A 17,608-nucleotide genomic window follows, 5' to 3' on the forward strand; every position below is an offset into this window, starting at 1 on the left:
GAAGGAGGAGTGGATTGGAAGAGATCATCGCTCCCTCCACCAGGCAGCCCGCGCGCCCTCGAGACAGCGACATATCAGCTCAATATCATTGCTCCGCAGCCCTTGGCCACCTCTGCAGGGCAGATTCTTCCGGCAGGAGGAGCGAATGACGAACCATCTGCAGGGCGGGTCGGACAAGCTTCGAGTCGTTGACCTCTTTGCCGGCTGCGGCGGCCTGACGTCCGGCTTCCACAGCACCGACCGATACCGCACGGTAGGCGCAGTTGAGTTCGATCTCGCCGCGGCAGCAACTTACGCTGCGAATTTCGGCGAGAAGAACGTATATCGCGGAGACATTGCCGACTGGGTTAAGAAGGATTTACCAGATGCCGACGTCGTGATCGGCGGACCGCCCTGCCAGGGCTTCTCGAACCTGGGCAAACGCGACATCGGCGATCCGCGCAACTCGATGTGGCGTCACTACGTAGAAGCCCTGACCAAGATCCAACCCAAGGCGTTCCTGCTCGAGAACGTGCCGCAGTTCGGCAAGTCGGGCCAATTCCACAGCCTGCAAGAGATGACCGAACCTGGAGCTACACTCAGTAACTACTCGTTGAGATACAAGTCAGTTGTTGCCACCAATTTCGGCGCCGCGCAGCTCCGCAAGCGTTTTATTGTCATCGGCACATTGAAGGATTACCCTGTCATCGAAGTGCCGACGGGGGACGTTCCCCGGGAGAACTGGCGGACGGTGCGAGACGCGATCTGGGGTCTGCGCAATTCGGTAAACCCGGAGAACACGGAGCTCCCTGGCGACACGGACCGGTTCTTCGACGCCACGGTGCCAGGCATCTTCAAGGCGTCAGACCTGGACTTCGCACGCAAGTACACCGCGATCTCGCTCAAGCGGATGACACACATCCCGCCCGAGGGCGATCGGCGAAGCATCCCCCGGCATCTTCTTCCTCCTTGTTGGGTGGACCGGACAGCAGGCATGGATGTCTTCGGACGGCTGCGATGGGACAGCCCGTCGGTGACCATCAGGACCGAGTTCTTCAAGCCGGAGAAAGGACGCTACCTACACCCCGAAGAGCACCGCGCTCTGAGCCACCACGAAGCAGCCCTCCTGCAAGGCTTCAAGGACGACTTCAAGTGGTGTGGCTCCAAGGTCCAGATCGCACGGCAGATCGGCAACGCTGTGCCTGTCGAACTGGCAACGGCACTGGCGGATCACATTGCCGACACGTTGTCCCCTCGCTGATGAGGAAGCCCGTCATGCGGTAGCCGCTTGAGGGTTTCGGTCATCAACACGGAGCACAGGTCGCGGATCTGCTGGTCGGTCAATGCCCTGACATCGACAAATGCCAGGTATCGCATCAGCCTCAGCGTGACATCCCGAATTACTGCCCGGCGAGGGGCTTTTCCGGAGAACCCGGTCACGGCGCGAGCGATCTCGAGCACAAGGCGGGGATCGCCACCGATGCTGCGACGCTCGAGCAGCTGATTGAGATCGCTCTCGGTGAGGGCGGCAAGAACTTCCTCGTGGCCTGCGAAGACGACGGCCTGCCACCACAGCCTCGCCCAGGTGTGCCTGGTCAGGTCCGTGGCTACCCACCGCTCTCGGTTCTCCGTGCCGAACCGCCATCTGGTCAGATGCGGCAGAGCGACCAGCGAGGTGAACGACCAGAGATCCCGGTTGCCGGCTTCGGCCCATGACAAGTCCATGTGATCGCGCACGACCGGGGCCGCATCCCGGTCGAAGGCGATTCGCGCCTCAGGTGCCGCCTGCCCGGGGAAGCCGTACCTCGCCCCGAGGGAAGAAAGCACATCGGCAAGCTTGCGAATGCGGCGGGGGGATACGCGACCGCCCACAGGCGCCCAGATCTGATCCGGGTGGCTTGACTGAGGGGCAAGATCGATTCCCTCTTTGACCTGAACGTACATCGCCGCGCTGACGACCGCCGGCAAGTGTGGCCAGAGTTCGCTCAACGGAACACACGCCCCTTCCCGATGCGCCTGACCGCCCCGGAGATCTGCGTCCTGAACTCCGCCAGATCTACCGGCGAGGGTGGAGCTGCGATTGACAGTGGCGCGTCTGCGAGGATTCTGGAGAGTACGTCTCCGACGCTGTCGGGTGGCCATTCGTCACGATCAGCGAGATCGTCGCGTAGATGTAGGGCGAGTTCGACAAGCAGGCCAGCCACCCCCGCCTGGAGCTCGTCGAGCAACGCCTGTTGCCGCTTGTCCCTGGCGCCGCGGGCGACAGCGGCGCTCAGTTCCCCGTCGCGTCTGTTGATGAGCACACGGAACGTTCCGTAGAACGAGGCGGACAGATCGGTGCTGGTCTCGAGGTGCCAACTCGCGGTCGGCGAGAGGCGAGTCTGCGAAAAGTCGATCTCGCTGACCGGGAACATGGAGGAGACGTTCTCCAGGACGACCCGTTGGACGTGTTCGGCCAGTACGGATCCGGGAACGGCGGCAACCCCTACCGCTCGAGCGGCCGGTGGATGAACAACGCTGACTGTGGTCCGCATCGTGAGCACCCCCGACACGCGCTCCCCGACCAGGATCGCGTCCACGACCGCACGGCCAGCCGGGTCGAACTGTGCCGGAGGAGCGGCCTCCGTCATGTTCGTCGTCGAACTGGTCCAGGAGACGGTCAAGGCGACATTCCGGAGTTCGACTCCCGTCTCCTGGAAGAACCGTGCCGCATCGACCTGGACCCGCCGCGCCACCCGAAGGTCCGTGCCCGGATCCCAGCCTTCCAACTCGTCCGGCAGTGGACCCCACTCATGACCGTCGAGCAACATCCATGGTTGCCAGACCACGGTGCCGGACTCAGGGACGAGATAAGGGCGGACCTCAGCCGGCACTGGAGGCCACCTGACTCACACGGAAACGTACGACGGCGTCCGGCAGGTATGTGGAGTACACGTACCAGTCCGAATCCTCACCCGGTGGCACTTCAATACTCCTTCCCTGGATGACGACTCCGTTGGCGGACTGCCATTGCATGACCTGTGGGAGGGCGGCACCCAGTGGTGGCTCACTCTCCCGGCCGCCCCCCTCGACGACCACCTCGACGTCAGCCGTCACGATCCTCGTCTGTGAGTCCGCAGGAACCTTTACCTGTGCGACGAGGTACGGGTAGCCCTGATGGATGCGCAGAGACGGCGCGCCGGTCAACCGTGCCTTCCCACCGCGTTGCGCCCGGCCGGCCCCGGGAGAGCCGCCTTCCGATGCCGACCGCGGCCCCACGACTGGGCCGGAGCCTCCGCCTCCAGGTCCGCCGGCCCCGTGAGTGGCGTCGAGGCGGGCCGGCACGATGCCGGCGAGCATGGCCGAGAGTTCGCCGAGACCTTGACCGCCCGAGCCGCCTGCCTGCGGTACGAGCCCGAGCTTCTCGTCCAGTTGCTTGTTGACGAATGTGCGCGCCCCGAGCACGACACCTCGAGCCGAGCCACTGAGTCCTTTGGGTATCCAGTCGTCGTGTGTGGGCGGTTCGGACTGCGCGAACAGCTCATCGGCGTCCTCGGAAGCCTTGAACACCGCGCCGTACGAGAGGCGCGAGTCAGGGTGCGACGGACCTGGCATGTAGTCCACCACCAGTTCGGCGACCCGCATCCGGGCAACGTGGTGGGACGGCCCTTCGAACGGTCGCGCTGCTGTCACCGACAGTCGGCGACTTTCGCCGTCGGCGGCCCCTAATGCCATTGCAAAGGAGCCCGCATTCCTTGGCGGAACGGTGCGCGAGTAGCTCACTCCACAGCCCGCGCGGACGTCCCGCAGTGCCTCGACGAAGGGCGCCAGGTCGTCGACGGTGTCAGGGGCCGGAACCGGAACTGACGAGCCGTTGACGCCCACGGTGAAGCGCATCCGACTGTCGCGCTCACCCGGCACCATCTTCGGCCACAAGTTCCACAGGATCGACGAGGTGATGAACGTCGCGGCCTCGGCCGGCGTCCTCTCACGGGAGTCCGGCTCCGGCTCGGCAGGCCCCAGATTGGCGACGAGGATCACGATGTCGGTCCCGGTGCGCCCGTCGGCGAAGCCCGGCAGTCCCAGAGCATCCGCGACTGCCTCGGCATCCCCGTTCAGCAGGGGATCCGGCACGTCGTCGGCCGCCACCTGCCCCCACCAGTGGCGGCCTGTGAAACGCCGATCTCCGAGGTACCAGCTGTGGCCGAGGGCAGCGCCCATCAATCGGCGCCCGGTAGGGCCGCCTGCCGCCGTGTTGGTGTCCACGAGAATGGCTCCGACTCGGCTGAGTCGGTAGAAGATTCCCTTGCCGAAGCCGTACGTGCCACCACCGAACTGATGGTCGCTCGGTTCCCCGACGTTACGAAGAAACTGCACGAAGTCCGGCACCGTACCGTCGCTCGCCCGCTTCCCCGCACGAAGGGGGCCACCGAGGCCTCGCGTGTTTCGGTCCGAGACGACCAGCACCGCTGTGTCGGCCTTCAGAGCTGCGCCGACGTCGAGGGCCGACTCCGCGACTGGCCCCGGCCGCAGCAGGCTTCGCCATGCTCCTACGTCGTCTCCCAGCACACGGACATCGATACCGAATTCCACAGGGCCGTCCGACAGGCGGGCATCCCAGCTGTTCTGCGCGGCCTCTCTCACCAGCACGGTGAGCGGATCGAGTGCCGGCCTCCCCAACTGCTTGACAATCCCCTCCGCTGCCGCCGAACCCTCCGGGGCAAATGGCTGTGACCACCAACGGCCGCTCAACGAACCGCCTCCTCGGCGATCTCGGCCAGGGACGCCCCCGCGCTGAGCGGAAGCAACGTGGCGAGGTCGACCTGATAACTCAACTCTCCGACGCCGTACGGAAGGGCGCCGCCGACGAGCGATGACGGGACGATTCGAGGAATCCCGGGGCCTACCACGAGCCTGAGTACCTCCTCGACCGCGAACGTGTCGAGGTCGGGCCTGTCGGGCTGTTCGGACCAGCCTGCCGCCGACAGGCGCGCCCCGAGATCAGCCCGGGATGCCACGGCATCCCGGAGTTCCTCGACGAGGTCGCTCACACTCCGACCATCCGGATCTTCCACCACTCGGAGCAGGACGAGTTCCAGTGGCCGGTCTTCGTGGGTGTTCAGCTGCTCCAGCCCGTGGACGACAATGCCTTCGCTCGCGCTGCTCAGACCTTTCACCTCGATGCATCGGGAAGCCGCCTCGAAGTCGTGCGGCTCGTGGAGCGGTCCCCGCCACGCCTCCACAGGAAATCCGGGGTCCGCATGGACGAGCGAGGAGAGCATGCTCAGCTCCGCGAACAGCCCCAACTTGGCCTGGCGGGACAGGCCACGGAGGAGACGACTCCGGAAAAGCCGTCGCCATCGCGTCACGGTCCTCATCGCCGCCGATGCGGGCCGCTGGGCCACGGAGACAGCTTCCAGCACGTCCATGACAACCTCGTCGAACTCCGAGAAGAGGTCTGGTTCCCCGCACGAGATGTCGAGGTAAGTCACGGCAGGCCCGTCGAAGGTGAGCTTGCGGATCGCCGTCCCGAGCACCGCCGGCCGGGGATCAGCTGCGACCGCCTCACCGTCGGCCGGAACGAGAAGGTGACGGTGGCCCACGGTGTCCGTCGCCACCCGGCACGGTTGCACCCCGGCCAGGACGTCGAGCGGAAAGGATGCGAGTTCCTTCACGCGCGGCGGCACCAGTACCGCCCACGCTCTTTCGAGCACGGTCGGTTCGATCTCCGTCATGCCATCTCCTCGGTGTCGACGTCGAGCGCCTCGTCGACGTTTTCACTCTCGACGTCGGTGAGATCGACGGCGACATGGCTGGCCCGGATGCTTTTCGTCCGGACGTCTCCCGGGAAGGTGATGCCCATACCGACCACTGGTCCCACCGCGCCGAGCGCGGTACGCAGCGGCATCGTCTTCTGGGTGCCCTGGTGCGGGTTCACGGGCTCGCTCTGCGGCTCGATCAGATAGAGAACGATCAGCCCTCGGTCGCGACAGACAGGATCGCTGTTGCGCAGCTTGACCAGATCGCTCTCGCTCAGTGCTCGTGCCTCGGCGAGCGTCAGGCCGAGGTCGAGCGCTCGGTCCTGCTTGCTCATCAGCGTCTTGATGTCAGCTCGTTCGCCCTGGCCGTCGTTGAGTCGAGACCGGACCGAGTACCTGACGTCCAAGCCTCCCAGCTTCGCCGCCGACCCTTCACCTATGACCACGGCGACGGACCAAGTAGCCAGGCTAGGGCGTTCGCTCGTCAACTGCCGGTCGATGTACTTGATCATGAGAGCGGGATCGAGATCCGGTGAGTCCTCGTGCACCTGATACCGCGACAGGAAGGTCTTCACGAACGACACGGGTACGTCTCGGATCAGCCGGGCTCCGCGGACGTCCTCATCCAGCCGACCGTGCAGCATGGCCTCTTGGACGAAGCTCTCAGCGGCCTGGAGATTGCTGTCGAGCCAGTCGGCGTTCCGGTGCCGGAAGTACCGCGTCTGCAGGCGACGACCTGCGTACGAGATGAACGCCGCCTGGGCGGCACCCATCTTGGCCGTTATCCGGAGGGCCGGGTGCGTGCGAATCCTGACTGCCACCTGGGTCGGCGTCAGGTTTTCCCGCTGGTATCGGTCGATGTCGTCACGCATCTCGTGCTCGACGGTCGCCAGGTGTCGGAACGCGGCTGCCAGGCTCGGCGTCATCCAGATGCGCGGCAGATCCTCGAACCCGGTGCGGTATCCGAACCAGCGACCCATCTGAAGCAGCGTGTCGTACGCCGTCGCCCCCCGCACGAAGAAGCTGACGACCAGACCTTCCAGGGTCAGCCCTCGGGAGAGGGTGTTCCCTCCGACGGCGATCGCCACCACCGAGGGCTCGGAGTAGTCGAGCCGATCCTGGCTCCGATAGTTGTCCAGAACGACCCGGGTCGAGGCGATGACGTCGGCCAGATACGGCAGAACTTCGTCGAACGAGTTCTGCTTGCGGCCGAAGTCTTCTGCGGGCACACGCTGAGACTCCGCCTCCCACATGTCCCGCCAATGGTCGATCACCTCAGGCCGGCCGGAGACCAGTCCCGCCCTGGCTCTTCTCCGAAGCGCATCGAGGGGTGCTTGATAGCTCTCGTGAACGGCAATCTTGACGGACGTGTGGATGAGCATCGTGCTGTGGCCGTCGTCACCTCGGGCCCGGCGCGCGGCCGTGCTCAGCCAGAACCAGTGAACGGCCTTCACCAGTTCGTCGATCATCGTCGGGGTAAATCCGTCCGCAGGCTCCTTGCTGCCCGGGCGCAACAGGGGGACGTCGTCCTCGTCGACGAGACGCACCATGTCGTAACCGTCAGGTGGCCCTTGCTCGTCGCCCGCCTCCCATTCGACCGCATCCCGACCGAAGATCTTTTCCGGTCCGAAATAGCCGTCAGGACGCGGCAGGTTGAGAATGAACGACTTCGGATACAGGTCGTCCTGGGCAGGATCGACGAAGACGTTGGCGAAGGGTGTCGCGGTGTACCCGACGTACGTGCACCTCGGCATGAGGCTCAGCAGTCTCCGGATGAGCGGATTGATGCGGCCGGTGGCCACTGACGCCTGGTCGGCCTCGTCATCGACGATCAACACCGGCGCGGACTCGAGTGCCTTCCGCCCGTTGGGTGTGTCGAACCACCTGATGAGCTTGGTCAGGACAGCCGCGTTCTTCTTGACGACGGCCAGAACGGTCTTTTCCGGGCTGAGAGCCGCCGAGGCGTCGTGCGAAGGCTTCACGAAGTCCCGCGACGCCTCCGTCAGCGTCACCCAACGGTCCGGGTTGAGGTCCTTCAGATACTGATCCAGGCGCACCTGCGTCTGACGACGAAGCCCGTTGTGAATACCCGAGAGAACGATGACCAGGCGATACTGCACGTCGGCCATCTTGGCGACGACGGCCGTGAAGTTCGTCGTCTTCCCGCTCTGCACGTATCCGACCACGAGCCCTTTCGAGTCCCACTTCGCGCGGTCCGGACGCGGCGTGTGGGCCACGACCGTGCTGGACGAGTGATCCACGGAGGAGATGCGTCCAGCCGGCCATCCTTCGGCCTCGAAACGGTCCCTCAACGCGAGCCAGTAGCGGTCGGACTCTCCGGGACCGCTGTACCAGTCCTCCGACCCGGCCGTAATGATCGGCGGGCCACCGGCCTGCACCTTGGCCTTGTCGGCCTCGAACTGAACTCGAAACTCCTCGACAGAATTCTCGGACAGCGACTCCGAAAAGCTCAGGACCGCCGCCTCGATGCCGTGACGCCTGGCCCAGTCTGCGAAGACGGTGTAAAGGCCCAAGATGCACCACCCTTTCAGTGATCTGCGCGGGAATCAGCAGAGGTAGAGCTGGTAGCTGACGGAGTCGGTCACCCCTCTAGGGTGGGGTTGTGCCCGAGCGACCCGTGCCCAGTTCAACCGGCGTCAGTGGTCGGATGCAACGCCAACGCCGGAAGGACACCGAGCCCGAGCTGGCCCTCCGGGGCGAACTGCATCGCGCAGGGCTGCGATACCGGATCGGTCTCCCGGTTGTCGGTTCGCCTCGACGGACGATCGACATCGCCTTCACCCGTATCAAACTGGCCGTGTTCGTCGACGGCTGCTTCTGGCACGGTTGTCCCCAGCACGCGACATGGCCCAAGGCCAACGCCGCATGGTGGGAAGCGAAAATTCTGAAGAATCGTGAACGGGATCGTGAAACCACCCGACAACTCGAGCAGGCGGGTTGGACCGTGATACGGATCTGGGAGCACGAGCCGGCGGAGAGCGCCGCCGGCCGGCTCGTCGACGTCATCAAAGACATGAGGGCCCGCATCGCTCTGCCTCGCGGCCCGAGGCCGTCAGCCGCGCGCCGGAGCTCGCCACACCCGGACGCACAATGACTTTGCGCAGCAGGCATTCGAGCCCTTGAACGACGGTCTCCCGGGCCGATACGAACGATCGACGACGAATCCGCAACCGAGAAGTGAATCAGGACCTACTCCGCTTCGACACAGCCGACGCTGCAAGCTCAGCAGGCGTCGGCCTCACCTCCCCACAAGGTGTTTCCTGGACACTACCGGCATGCGTCCGGAGGACGGGACCCCTCGTGCTCGGCTGATCGTCCTACCTGAATGGGCCTTCTTGCGCTGTCAATGACCTCCCCGGGCATTACATCTGGCGAGAGTCGTGCCTGCGTGAGCGTCTGGTCGGCGCCGCCGGCACCCGGGCCAGCAGCACCGCCACCCCACCCGCGAGCACCCCGACCATCGTCCCGGTGACCAGGCTCGACATCACCGCCGCACCCCGCACCAACGCTTCCCGCGCCCCCGGCTCCAACCCGGCCAGCCCCGGCGCGTCCATCCCCAGCGACGAATCCCAGAACACCTGGTGACCGGCCGCCAGGAACACCCCGTACAGCGCCCCGATCACCACTGTCGTCAGGAACGGGCGCGGCGGCCGTCGCCACAGCACGGCGGCCACCCAGCACACCGGCGGTCCGACCGCCAGCAGAGCGGCCACGACAGTGCCCTCCGGCACCACGTCCAGGTCGTGCAGCGCCACGCGCGGGGCGGCCAGCGCGGCCAGCGCGACGAGCGCCGGCCAGGAGAACCCGAGGGTACGGCGACCCGCGCTCATCGGGTCACCTCCGCCGGCCCGGAGTCCGGTGCCGAAGCGGGTGCCGACTGCGGAACAGACGCGGTCGAACGCACGAACCTCAGCAACGCGACGAACGCCAGTACGGCCGTCACCGCGCCTCCGGCGAAACGTACCCAGTGGCCGGCGACGAACTCGGCCGCGACCTGACGCAGGTACTCCGGCGAGTGCGTCCCCACCGGGTCCACGAACATGATCTCGTTGCGCGGCCAGAAGAAGACAGCGGAGAACAGGAACTCGCAGACGACGAAGACGGCTGTGGCGCCGGCGACCCACCAGCGCAGCCGCCGGTCGCGCCAGGTGAGCAGCGTCGCGGCGACGCTGCTCAGGATCACCGACGCGCCGAGCGGCGGGAAGTAGTCGTGCGGGCCGCCGTGGACGAGGAACTCGCGGGCCCGGTCGAGCGAGGCGGGCGCGTCGTTGAAGACGTTCGGGTAGAGCATCACGGTTTCGGCGGCGACCCCGCCGAACGACATCATCGACGCCCATACCATCACAATAAGGGCGAACCAGGTCAGTCCTGTGCGTACCACGAGGGGTTCTCCTCACGTTTCGGGGACGCCATCGACGCTAGGTCGGCCGTCCTTGGCCGTCGTCCGCGTGGCCGCGCGACCGGATGTCGCTTCTCGGCGTACGCCTCGGGGTCGTCCCTGACGCCTGCGGACGACAGCGGTGAGGGTCCGCGCGGACCTAGGCTCGAAGGCGTGCCCGACACCTCACCCACCCGCGCCGACGCGCTGCTCGCGGCGGCCACGCTCGGCCTGGTCGTGGTGGCCGTGGCGGCCGACCGGCCCTCGCCCGGCAGCGCGGCGCTCGCGGTCGTGGTCGGCGCGGTGCTCGGCGGGCTGGTGCTGTGCGCCGGACGGTGGCCGCTGCCGGCTCTGCTGGCCACGGCGGTCGTGATCCTCGGGTACTACGCGCTGGACCTGCCGCCCGTAGGGGTGGCCGCCCCGGCCGCGGCCGTCCTATACCGGGCGTCCGAGCGCGGCCGTGTCGTCCCGGCCGCCGTCGTGGCCGGGAGCCTGCTGGCCGTCTCGGTGGCCGCCCGGCTGGCCGAGGGGGACGACATCGCGGTCGTGGTGGGTACGGAACTCGGCTCCGAGGCGGCGCTGCTGCTCGCCGTCCTCGCCCTCGGTGACGCGGTACGCAACCGCAGGTCGCTGCGGGCGGCGCTGGTACGGCAGGCGGTCGCGGCGGACGAGGAGCGGCACCGGGAGGCGGCCCGTCAGGTCGAGGCGGAACGGCTGCGCATCGCCCGGGAGGTGCACGACACGCTCGGGCACACCATGTCGGTGATCACGTTGCAGTCCGCAGTCGCCGGGGAGGCGCTCGCCGACAGCGATCCGGCGCAGGCGGAGAGCGCGCTCGCAGCGATCCGGTCGGTGAGCGGCAGCGCGATGGCGGAGTTGCGGGCGACGCTCGGCACGCTGCGCCGCGAGCCCGGGCCCCGGGAACCGGTCCCCGGCTTCGCCCAGCTCCCGGCGCTGGTGGACGGCGTTCGCCGGGGTGGGCTGGCGGTCGACCTGCGGGTCGAGGGTCCGGTGGACACGCTGCCCGCGGTGGTGGGCAGCACCGTCTACCGGGTCGTGCAGGAGGCGTTGACGAACGTCCTGCGCCACGCCGACGCCACCCGGGTCTCCGTGACGGTTCGCGCCACGCCCGGCCGGCTCGCGCTGGAGGTGGTGGACGACGGCCGCGGCGGCCCGCCCGCCGGGGACGGGACGGGCCAAGGCTTGCGCGGCATGGCCGAGCGGGTAGCCCTGCTCGGGGGCACCGTCGAAACCGGCACGAGCGGCGGCTTCCGCGTATCGGTCCGCCTGCCGCTGACGGGAGCCGCCGCGTGAACCCGATCCGTGTCGTCCTCGTCGACGACCAGCACCTGGTGCGCACCGGCCTGCGCGCGCTGCTCGACCGGGCGGCGGACATCGAGGTGGTGGGCGAGGCCGGTGACGGCGGCAGCGGCCTCTCGGTGGTACGGGAGCAGCGGCCCGACATCGTGCTGATGGACGTCCGGATGCCCGGCGGGGACGGGCTGGCGGCGACCCGGCGGATCCTCACCGACCCGACGCTGGACGGCGTCCAGGTCGTCATGCTCACCACGTTCGACGACGACGAGTACCTGTTCGAGGCGATCCGCGCCGGGGCGGCGGGTTTCCTGCTCAAGGACACCCCGCCGGACGCGCTGCGGGACGCGGTCCGGACCGTGGCCGGTGGCGACGCGCTGCTCTCCCCCGCGGTCACCCGGCGGGTGCTCGCCGCGGCGGCCCGCTCACCGGTGGCCGATCCGGCGCGGCTGGCCGGGCTGACCGCACGGGAACGGGACGTGCTCGCGCAGGTGGGCGCCGGCCGGTCCAACACCGAGATCGGGCAGGCGTTGTTCCTGAGCCCGGACACCGCTCGCACCTACGTGAGCCGCCTGTTGCAGAAGCTGAACGCCCGCGACCGGGCGCAACTCGTCGTCATCGCGTACGAGAGCGGGCTGATCCGCCCCGGCGAGGGCTGAGCCGCGCCGGGGCGGGCCGCAGTCAGACCGGCGTCGCGTCCGCCGACTCGGGCGCCGCGTGCCGGCCGCCACCACCGCCGTTGCGCCGCTCGTCGCCGTGCCCCGGCCACCACGCCTTGTGGCCGATCAGCCCGGTCAGCGCCGGTACGAAGAACATCGACATGACGAACGCGGACAGCACGATCCCGATCGCCACCGCGAAGCCCATCTGCTGGAGGAACGAGATCGGCGCGAGCATCAGCACGCCGAACGTGCCGGCCAGGATGAGCCCGGCGGCGGCGACCGTCGGGCCGGCGTGTTCCACGCCGATCGCGGCGGCTTCGTGCGGTTCGTGGCCCTCGCGGGCCTCCTCGCGTAGTCGGGCGATCATCAGAATGTTGTAGTCGGTGCCGATCGCCACCACGAACAGGTACAGGATGATCGGCAGCTGGAACGTCACGCCCGGGTTGCCCTGGAGCCCCTGGAACACGTAGACGGTGGCACCGAGCGTGGCGGCGAAGTTGAGCAGCACCGCGATCACCAGGTAGACCGGCGCGACGAGGCTGCGCAGCAGCAGCGCCAGGATGATCGCGATCAGGAGCGCGGCGGCCGGGAGGATCACCGACAGGTCCCTGTTGTTCGCCGAGTTGATGTCCGCGAAGATCGCGGTGGCGCCGCCGACGAGCGCCTTGGTGCCGGGCGGAGCCGCCTCGTGCACCGCGTCCCGCAGGTCGTCGCGGACCAGCGTGATCGCCTCGTTGGACATCGGGTTCTCGTCGAGCAGCAGGTTGATCCGGGCGACGCTCGGGTCGGTGGGGCTGCGCTCCGGCGGCTGCGCCTGCCCGACGCCGGGCGCGCGCGCCGCTGCGGCGGCGAAGTCGTTCACCTGCTGGTCGGTGAGCGCGCTGCCGTTGCCGGTGGTCAGGTAGACCTCGGTGGGCGCGAGCGCCCCGGCGGCGAACCCGCGCTGGAGGTCCTGGGCGGCCCGCGCCGACTCGGTGTCCTGCGGGAATCCGGCGCTGAAGTCGTAGTCGGCCTTGTAGCCGAGCACCCCGGCGGCGAGCGCCACGAGCAGCACACCGGAGGCGGCGGCCACGACGGCCGGACGGCGGCCGACGACGGCGCCGAGCCGCCGGGACAGCGTCGCCTTGGGCGGACGCTGCCACGCCTTCGACGGCCAGAACACCCACCGGCCGAGCAGCGACACGAGCGCCGGGATCAGCGTCAGCGAGGTGACGAGCATGACGCCGACGGCGATGGCGAGCGCCGGGCCGAGCGAGCCGAAGAAGCCGAGCGAGGCGAGCAGCAGCACCAGGAACGCCACGATCACCGCACCGGCTGCGGAGGTGATGACCTCGCCGACCCGCTGCACCGAGACGATCATCGCGGTGCGCTTGTCGTCGCCGGCACGCAGCCGTTCCCGGTAGCGGAACAGCAGAAACAGGATGTAGTCGGTGCCGATGCCGAACAGCACGATCAGCAGGATGGTCTGCAGGTCCTGGCTGACGTTGAGGTCGAACGCCTTGCCGGCGGCGGCGACCAGCCCGGTGGTGACGGACATGACGACGCTGATCACCACCACCGGCAGCAGCGCGGCGATCGGGCTGCGGAAGATGATCAGGATCAGTCCGATGATGAGGACGATGGTGGCGACACCGACGACCGCGAACGCCTCGTTGAACGTGTCCTCGTTGTCGACGAAGCTCGCCTCGTCGCCTGCCACCCCGGCGGTCAGGCCGCTGCCGGCCAGGTCCGGGCCGAGGGCGGCGCGCAGGTCGCGTACCGCGTCGAGCAGGCGTGGGTCGTCGGGGCTGTCGGCGTCGAGACCGACGGTGACCACCTGCACCGACTTGTCCGGCGCGACGGCCTGCGGGCCGGTCAGGTAGCCGGAGGTCTGCGGGATGTTCCGGGCCTTGAGCGCGGTGGCGAGCTGACCCACGCGCGCCTCGTCGGCCGCTGTGAGCGGCTTGCCGTCGCTGCGTTTGACCACGACGGTGGCGGTGGCGGTGGCCGCCTGCGGGAACGACTTCGCGGCCAGCTCGGTGGCCTGCACCGACTCGTAGGTGCGCGGCAGGAAGCTCTCCTGGTCCGCGGAGGTGATGTCGCTCAGCGAAGGACTGGCGGCGATGATCGCGATCGCGGCGACGACCCAGCCGCCGATCACCCACCAGGCCTTGCCCACGACGAATCTGCCCAGGCGCTCGAACATCGTTTCCCCCGTGTGTTCGGCTGTGTCGCACGCGATCCTACGCTGTGTGAGCAATCCCTTTCGGACGGCTCGCGGACTTCGTCGATGATCCGGGTGGTCAAGGATCGACAGATGAGCGTGCGGCTGCCCGGTCCCGGAGTGCTGACGGCCTGGTTGGCGGCGACCGTCCCGGCCCCACTCGTGGTCTACGACTGGACCCACAGGTGGGAGGAGGACCAGCCGGTCTCCACCGCGCTGTGGTGGCCCGTGCTCGCGGCGCCGGTGCTCGCCGCCGTGCTGGCGGCCCGGCAGCCTCGGCGGCCGGTGGCAGCCGTCGGCGTGTCCACGCTGGTCACGACGGCACTGTTCGCGGCGTCGCTGGCGTTCTTCCGGTGGGTCGTGCCGCTGACCGGCGAGGCCCGCTGGGGGCGGGCAATGCTCGGCGGCGCGGCGCTCGCGGTGGCCGGGGCGCTGATCGGGTACGCCGTCGGCGGGCGCCTGCCCCGCCGGGCCGGCCCGGCGTCGCGGCGCGGCTATCTGATCGGCGGGCTCGCCGTCGTGTTCGGCGCGCTGCTGGCGCAGTCCGCGGTACGGCTCGGCGCCGAGGACAGCACGATCGGAGAACCCCCTCGGGAGTACGGCGGCGTCGGCCCGTACGCGACGTCGGCGAGCCGGTTCACGGCGCCTGCGGCCGGGGCGTACGCGATCTTCGCGCTGGGTTTCTCCCCGGCGGACCCCGAATGCCGCGTCACCGGCGACGGCTCGGAGGTGCGGACGGCCGAGCCGGTCTCCGTCCCGCCGGGCGGCTACGGCAGCGACGCCGCCGTCTATTCCTGGGTGGCGACAGTGCGGGTGCCGACTCCCGGTGCGTGGACGCTCGACTGCCGCACGGACGACCCGGAGGCGTCCTACGTGGTGGGTGACGTGCCGCAGATCAGGGGCGCGGTAGGCGAGATGATCCACTGGCCGGCGGGCGTGATCTGGCTGCTCGGCACGGTGCCCGGCCTGCTGGTCGTCGCGGACACCGCCCGGCGGAGACGAGCTACTTGCCGCCTTCCGAGGTGAGGCCCTGCCAACCGTCGGCGCCGGTCACCGTCGGATTCGGCAGCGAATAATGGCTGATACTGGCCGCGTCCGCCTCTCTGATCCGGTCCACCAGTGCGTAGACGATCGCATTGAGCGCAAGGTGCTGCGCTCGGGTGGTCACCACGGTCATGTCCACGATGTCACTGTCTGGCACTTCTGCCCGTCGCACGACAAGACGCCCGTCGCCCCACTCCTCGTTCTGCTCCAAGCCGCACCTCCGTCAATCCGTGCCGTTAGTTGAATGGCCAGGCTCAACGTGCTTGTTGGCCACCGCTCGCTCCTGTGCCTTCAGGTAATACCTCGTGGCTTGCTGGCGCTGCCGAATCAGGAAGGTCGCGAGGACCAACGCCAGGAAGGACAGCCCCAACCAGAGGACGTCGCTATGGATCTTGTGTGGAAGCCCGGCCAGGCTCAGGGCAACCTCGGTCGGCAGGCGTTTCGCGGCGTCGAGCACGTACAGCAGCACGCCTGCGAACGAAAGTAACATCACCGACTGAAGGCCGAAGTACGCAATGAGCGAAGCGCGGCCGACCCGCTCCTGGTCGAGTCCTCGGCCCAAGGCGCCTGCAACAAACGCCGGCAGCGCCAGCACGAGCGCGGGCAGACCGACGGCAGCCGCTGCGTTGTCCAGACCAGCGCGGGACAGCGTGAAGAAGAGAAGAACGATAGCGGTCAGCGTGGCGAGAGTCGCTGCGTTGCCTAGTGCGCCCGGCGGAATCTCTCGCAGGTAGACGATCGATTTGAAGTCCCAGGACACGCGCTCGCCAGGGGCGATGGACCTCAGGTCACCCCAGCGCCCGTGTCGGCGGACGTACAGATGCGCCACGGGGCGAGCCTGCTCGTGGTGGAGCCGGACATACTGTTGAAACCCATTGATCTTGAAATGGCGTTGACGAAGTATGTCTCGCCCACCCAACACCTCGAGATGATGACTGAAGACATAGCAACCCGCCGGGGCAAGCAGTTCAAAATGGTAGCTGTCTGCTTGTAGCGCTCGCGTCATCGGTACGTCGAGCGTAAATGGCGCCAAGCCGAAACGAGCCCTCAGCTTCTCATACGGGCTGACATGCATCCTTTCGGGCGAATAGAGGGAGCTGTAGGTGACCAGGACGTTCATCGTCTCCGGAACCGGCACCTCGCCGACCACAACGTAACTCTTGGCGAGCACCTTACAGATGTCGAGAATTTTGTCTCGCCAGACCGGGGAGATCTCCTCGCTGAGGCCAGTGATCTGCTTCAGCGCATCCTGAACCTCTTCCCATGCTGATTTGGGGGCATCCGTCGGTCTCGTCCCGCCGACTCCGACCGGAGCCGCAGCAGGCCGGCAGATCGCCACGATGACCCGGGCCATGATGTCCCGGTCAGATTTCCTGAGTGCGGGGGAGCTGAGATGTTGACCCGTCTCCTGCCAAGCCAGCAGAAAGAGGGACTCGATCGCGAGCGCGGTGAGGCCGCGAACTTCCCGTTGGGAAAGAACAGGGATGGTCTCCCCTTTCGCGTCCGTGGCGCTCACTAGGTCGAATAGCAACCCCTTCCGCGCAGTCACCAGGGGGATCAGTACACCGGTCGAACCTCGTCCACTTCGTTCGCCGCCCTCCGCTGCCGTCGAACGGGGATCGGCGCCGACGTGCTCGGGCGAACCGGTTTCGTCGCTGTAGTTGGGTCGACGGGCCGGCTGCGGCAAGTCGATCCGATATTGCAGCGTCGTCCTGACACGGAGCATCCGCCCGCTCGGCTCGACCTCGTCGTGGACCCTCGCCAGCGAGCGTGGCGGATCGAGCAAGAGATTGATGAAGCAGGCGATCGCATATGGGTCGTAGTTGCGGGCGACATAACTCGCGGCCTCCTGTATCTCCTCCCGGCTCGGGGATTCAGCGACGGGCGCGCCGGGTGCCATTGCTTTGAGATTGGGATTTTCCCGCAGCAGCGCCAGCGCCAGGCCGGCGCCCGCCGCCAGGGCTCCGAAAATGATATGCACAGCCAGGTTCGCCCACGGAAACTCCACCAGCGCCATGAAGAGAAACAGCAGGAGGAGCGCTGTCACCGCCAAGAAGGCAAGTCGCTTAGGCAGCATGCCGAATCCCTCGGATCGGCTGACCTCCGGAAGATCTGATGCCATAGGCCACGCTCCCCGGTTTTCGGCACCTGGAGGCCCTGACCGGCCACCGAGTGCAGTTCACCTCTGCGGTCTTATGCACTTCCGTACGTCCATAGTGCCAACCACTACATAAATGTCAACGGACGCTTCGGTCCGTCCTGCAGGCAC

15 protein-coding genes are annotated in these 17,608 nt (G+C 67.6%); 5 read left to right on the forward strand and 10 right to left on the reverse strand.

Annotated features, from left to right (window positions below; translation table 11 throughout):
- Positions 1-145: 145 nt before the first annotated feature.
- Positions 146-1,240 carry a DNA cytosine methyltransferase gene (locus O7607_RS07110; protein ID WP_269701891.1) on the forward strand — a complete coding sequence of 365 codons (1,095 nt, stop codon included), beginning with the start codon at positions 146-148 and terminating at the stop codon, positions 1,238-1,240.
- On the opposite strand, the gene O7607_RS07115 is transcribed toward O7607_RS07110, so the two are convergent.
- The 5 genes from O7607_RS07115 to O7607_RS07135 are packed head-to-tail and all read right to left on the reverse strand — an operon-like array spanning position 1,210 to position 8,251.
- Positions 1,210-1,968, reverse strand: coding sequence for a hypothetical protein (locus tag O7607_RS07115; protein WP_269701893.1), 759 nt, complete (start codon positions 1,966-1,968; stop codon positions 1,210-1,212). The genes O7607_RS07110 and O7607_RS07115 overlap by 31 nt on opposite strands.
- On the reverse strand, positions 1,965-2,852 hold the full coding sequence (locus O7607_RS07120) for a hypothetical protein (protein ID WP_269701895.1): 888 nt from the start codon (positions 2,850-2,852) through the stop codon (positions 1,965-1,967). The genes O7607_RS07115 and O7607_RS07120 overlap by 4 nt, the downstream gene beginning before the upstream one ends.
- The gene (locus tag O7607_RS07125) at positions 2,842-4,710 is read right to left on the reverse strand and encodes a hypothetical protein (protein ID WP_269701896.1); all 1,869 of its coding nucleotides are present in this window, start codon (positions 4,708-4,710) and stop codon (positions 2,842-2,844) included. Before O7607_RS07125 ends, O7607_RS07120 begins: the two co-directional genes overlap by 11 nt.
- Positions 4,707-5,693, reverse strand: a complete 987-nt coding sequence (locus O7607_RS07130) for a PD-(D/E)XK motif protein (RefSeq protein WP_269701898.1) — start codon at positions 5,691-5,693, stop codon at positions 4,707-4,709. The genes O7607_RS07125 and O7607_RS07130 overlap by 4 nt, the downstream gene beginning before the upstream one ends.
- Entirely contained in the window at positions 5,690-8,251 is a 2,562-nt protein-coding gene (locus O7607_RS07135; RefSeq protein WP_269701900.1) for a Z1 domain-containing protein, read from the reverse strand. The genes O7607_RS07130 and O7607_RS07135 overlap by 4 nt, the downstream gene beginning before the upstream one ends.
- An 89-nt stretch (positions 8,252-8,340) precedes the next feature.
- On the opposite strand from O7607_RS07135, the gene O7607_RS07140 reads away from it, so the two are divergent.
- On the forward strand, positions 8,341-8,832 hold the full coding sequence (locus O7607_RS07140; RefSeq protein WP_269701902.1) for a very short patch repair endonuclease: 492 nt from the start codon (positions 8,341-8,343) through the stop codon (positions 8,830-8,832).
- Positions 8,833-9,100: 268 nt separating this feature from the next.
- Here the strand turns inward: O7607_RS07140 and O7607_RS07145 are convergent, their stop codons facing one another.
- Positions 9,101-9,568, reverse strand: a complete 468-nt coding sequence (locus O7607_RS07145; RefSeq protein ID WP_269701904.1) for a hypothetical protein — start codon at positions 9,566-9,568, stop codon at positions 9,101-9,103.
- The gene (locus tag O7607_RS07150) at positions 9,565-10,119 is read right to left on the reverse strand and encodes a DUF1772 domain-containing protein (RefSeq protein ID WP_269701906.1); all 555 of its coding nucleotides are present in this window, start codon (positions 10,117-10,119) and stop codon (positions 9,565-9,567) included. Before O7607_RS07150 ends, O7607_RS07145 begins: the two co-directional genes overlap by 4 nt.
- Positions 10,120-10,290: 171 nt before the next feature.
- On the opposite strand from O7607_RS07150, the gene O7607_RS07155 reads away from it, so the two are divergent.
- Both O7607_RS07155 and O7607_RS07160 read left to right on the forward strand, forming a co-directional pair.
- Positions 10,291-11,430, forward strand: coding sequence for a sensor histidine kinase (locus O7607_RS07155; protein WP_269701908.1), 1,140 nt, complete (start codon positions 10,291-10,293; stop codon positions 11,428-11,430).
- The gene (locus O7607_RS07160) at positions 11,427-12,089 is read left to right on the forward strand and encodes a response regulator (RefSeq protein ID WP_269701910.1); all 663 of its coding nucleotides are present in this window, start codon (positions 11,427-11,429) and stop codon (positions 12,087-12,089) included. The genes O7607_RS07155 and O7607_RS07160 overlap by 4 nt, the downstream gene beginning before the upstream one ends.
- A 22-nt stretch (positions 12,090-12,111) precedes the next feature.
- On the opposite strand, the gene O7607_RS07165 is transcribed toward O7607_RS07160, so the two are convergent.
- The gene (locus tag O7607_RS07165) at positions 12,112-14,277 is read right to left on the reverse strand and encodes an MMPL family transporter (RefSeq protein WP_269701911.1); all 2,166 of its coding nucleotides are present in this window, start codon (positions 14,275-14,277) and stop codon (positions 12,112-12,114) included.
- Between the two features lie 111 nt (positions 14,278-14,388).
- On the opposite strand from O7607_RS07165, the gene O7607_RS07170 reads away from it, so the two are divergent.
- Positions 14,389-15,321 (forward strand): hypothetical protein, encoded by a 933-nt coding sequence (locus O7607_RS07170; protein ID WP_269701913.1) that lies wholly within the window; start codon positions 14,389-14,391, stop codon positions 15,319-15,321.
- Here O7607_RS07170 and O7607_RS07175 read toward each other — a convergent pair.
- Positions 15,299-15,550 (reverse strand): hypothetical protein, encoded by a 252-nt coding sequence (locus O7607_RS07175; RefSeq protein WP_194799485.1) that lies wholly within the window; start codon positions 15,548-15,550, stop codon positions 15,299-15,301. The genes O7607_RS07170 and O7607_RS07175 overlap by 23 nt on opposite strands.
- 12 nt (positions 15,551-15,562) lie before the next feature.
- Positions 15,563-17,416, reverse strand: coding sequence for a hypothetical protein (locus O7607_RS07180; RefSeq protein WP_269701914.1), 1,854 nt, complete (start codon positions 17,414-17,416; stop codon positions 15,563-15,565).
- Positions 17,417-17,608 lie beyond the last annotated feature (192 nt).

This window comes from Micromonospora sp. WMMA1949, assembly GCF_027460145.1.
Taxonomy (GTDB): Bacteria; Actinomycetota; Actinomycetes; order Mycobacteriales; family Micromonosporaceae; genus Micromonospora.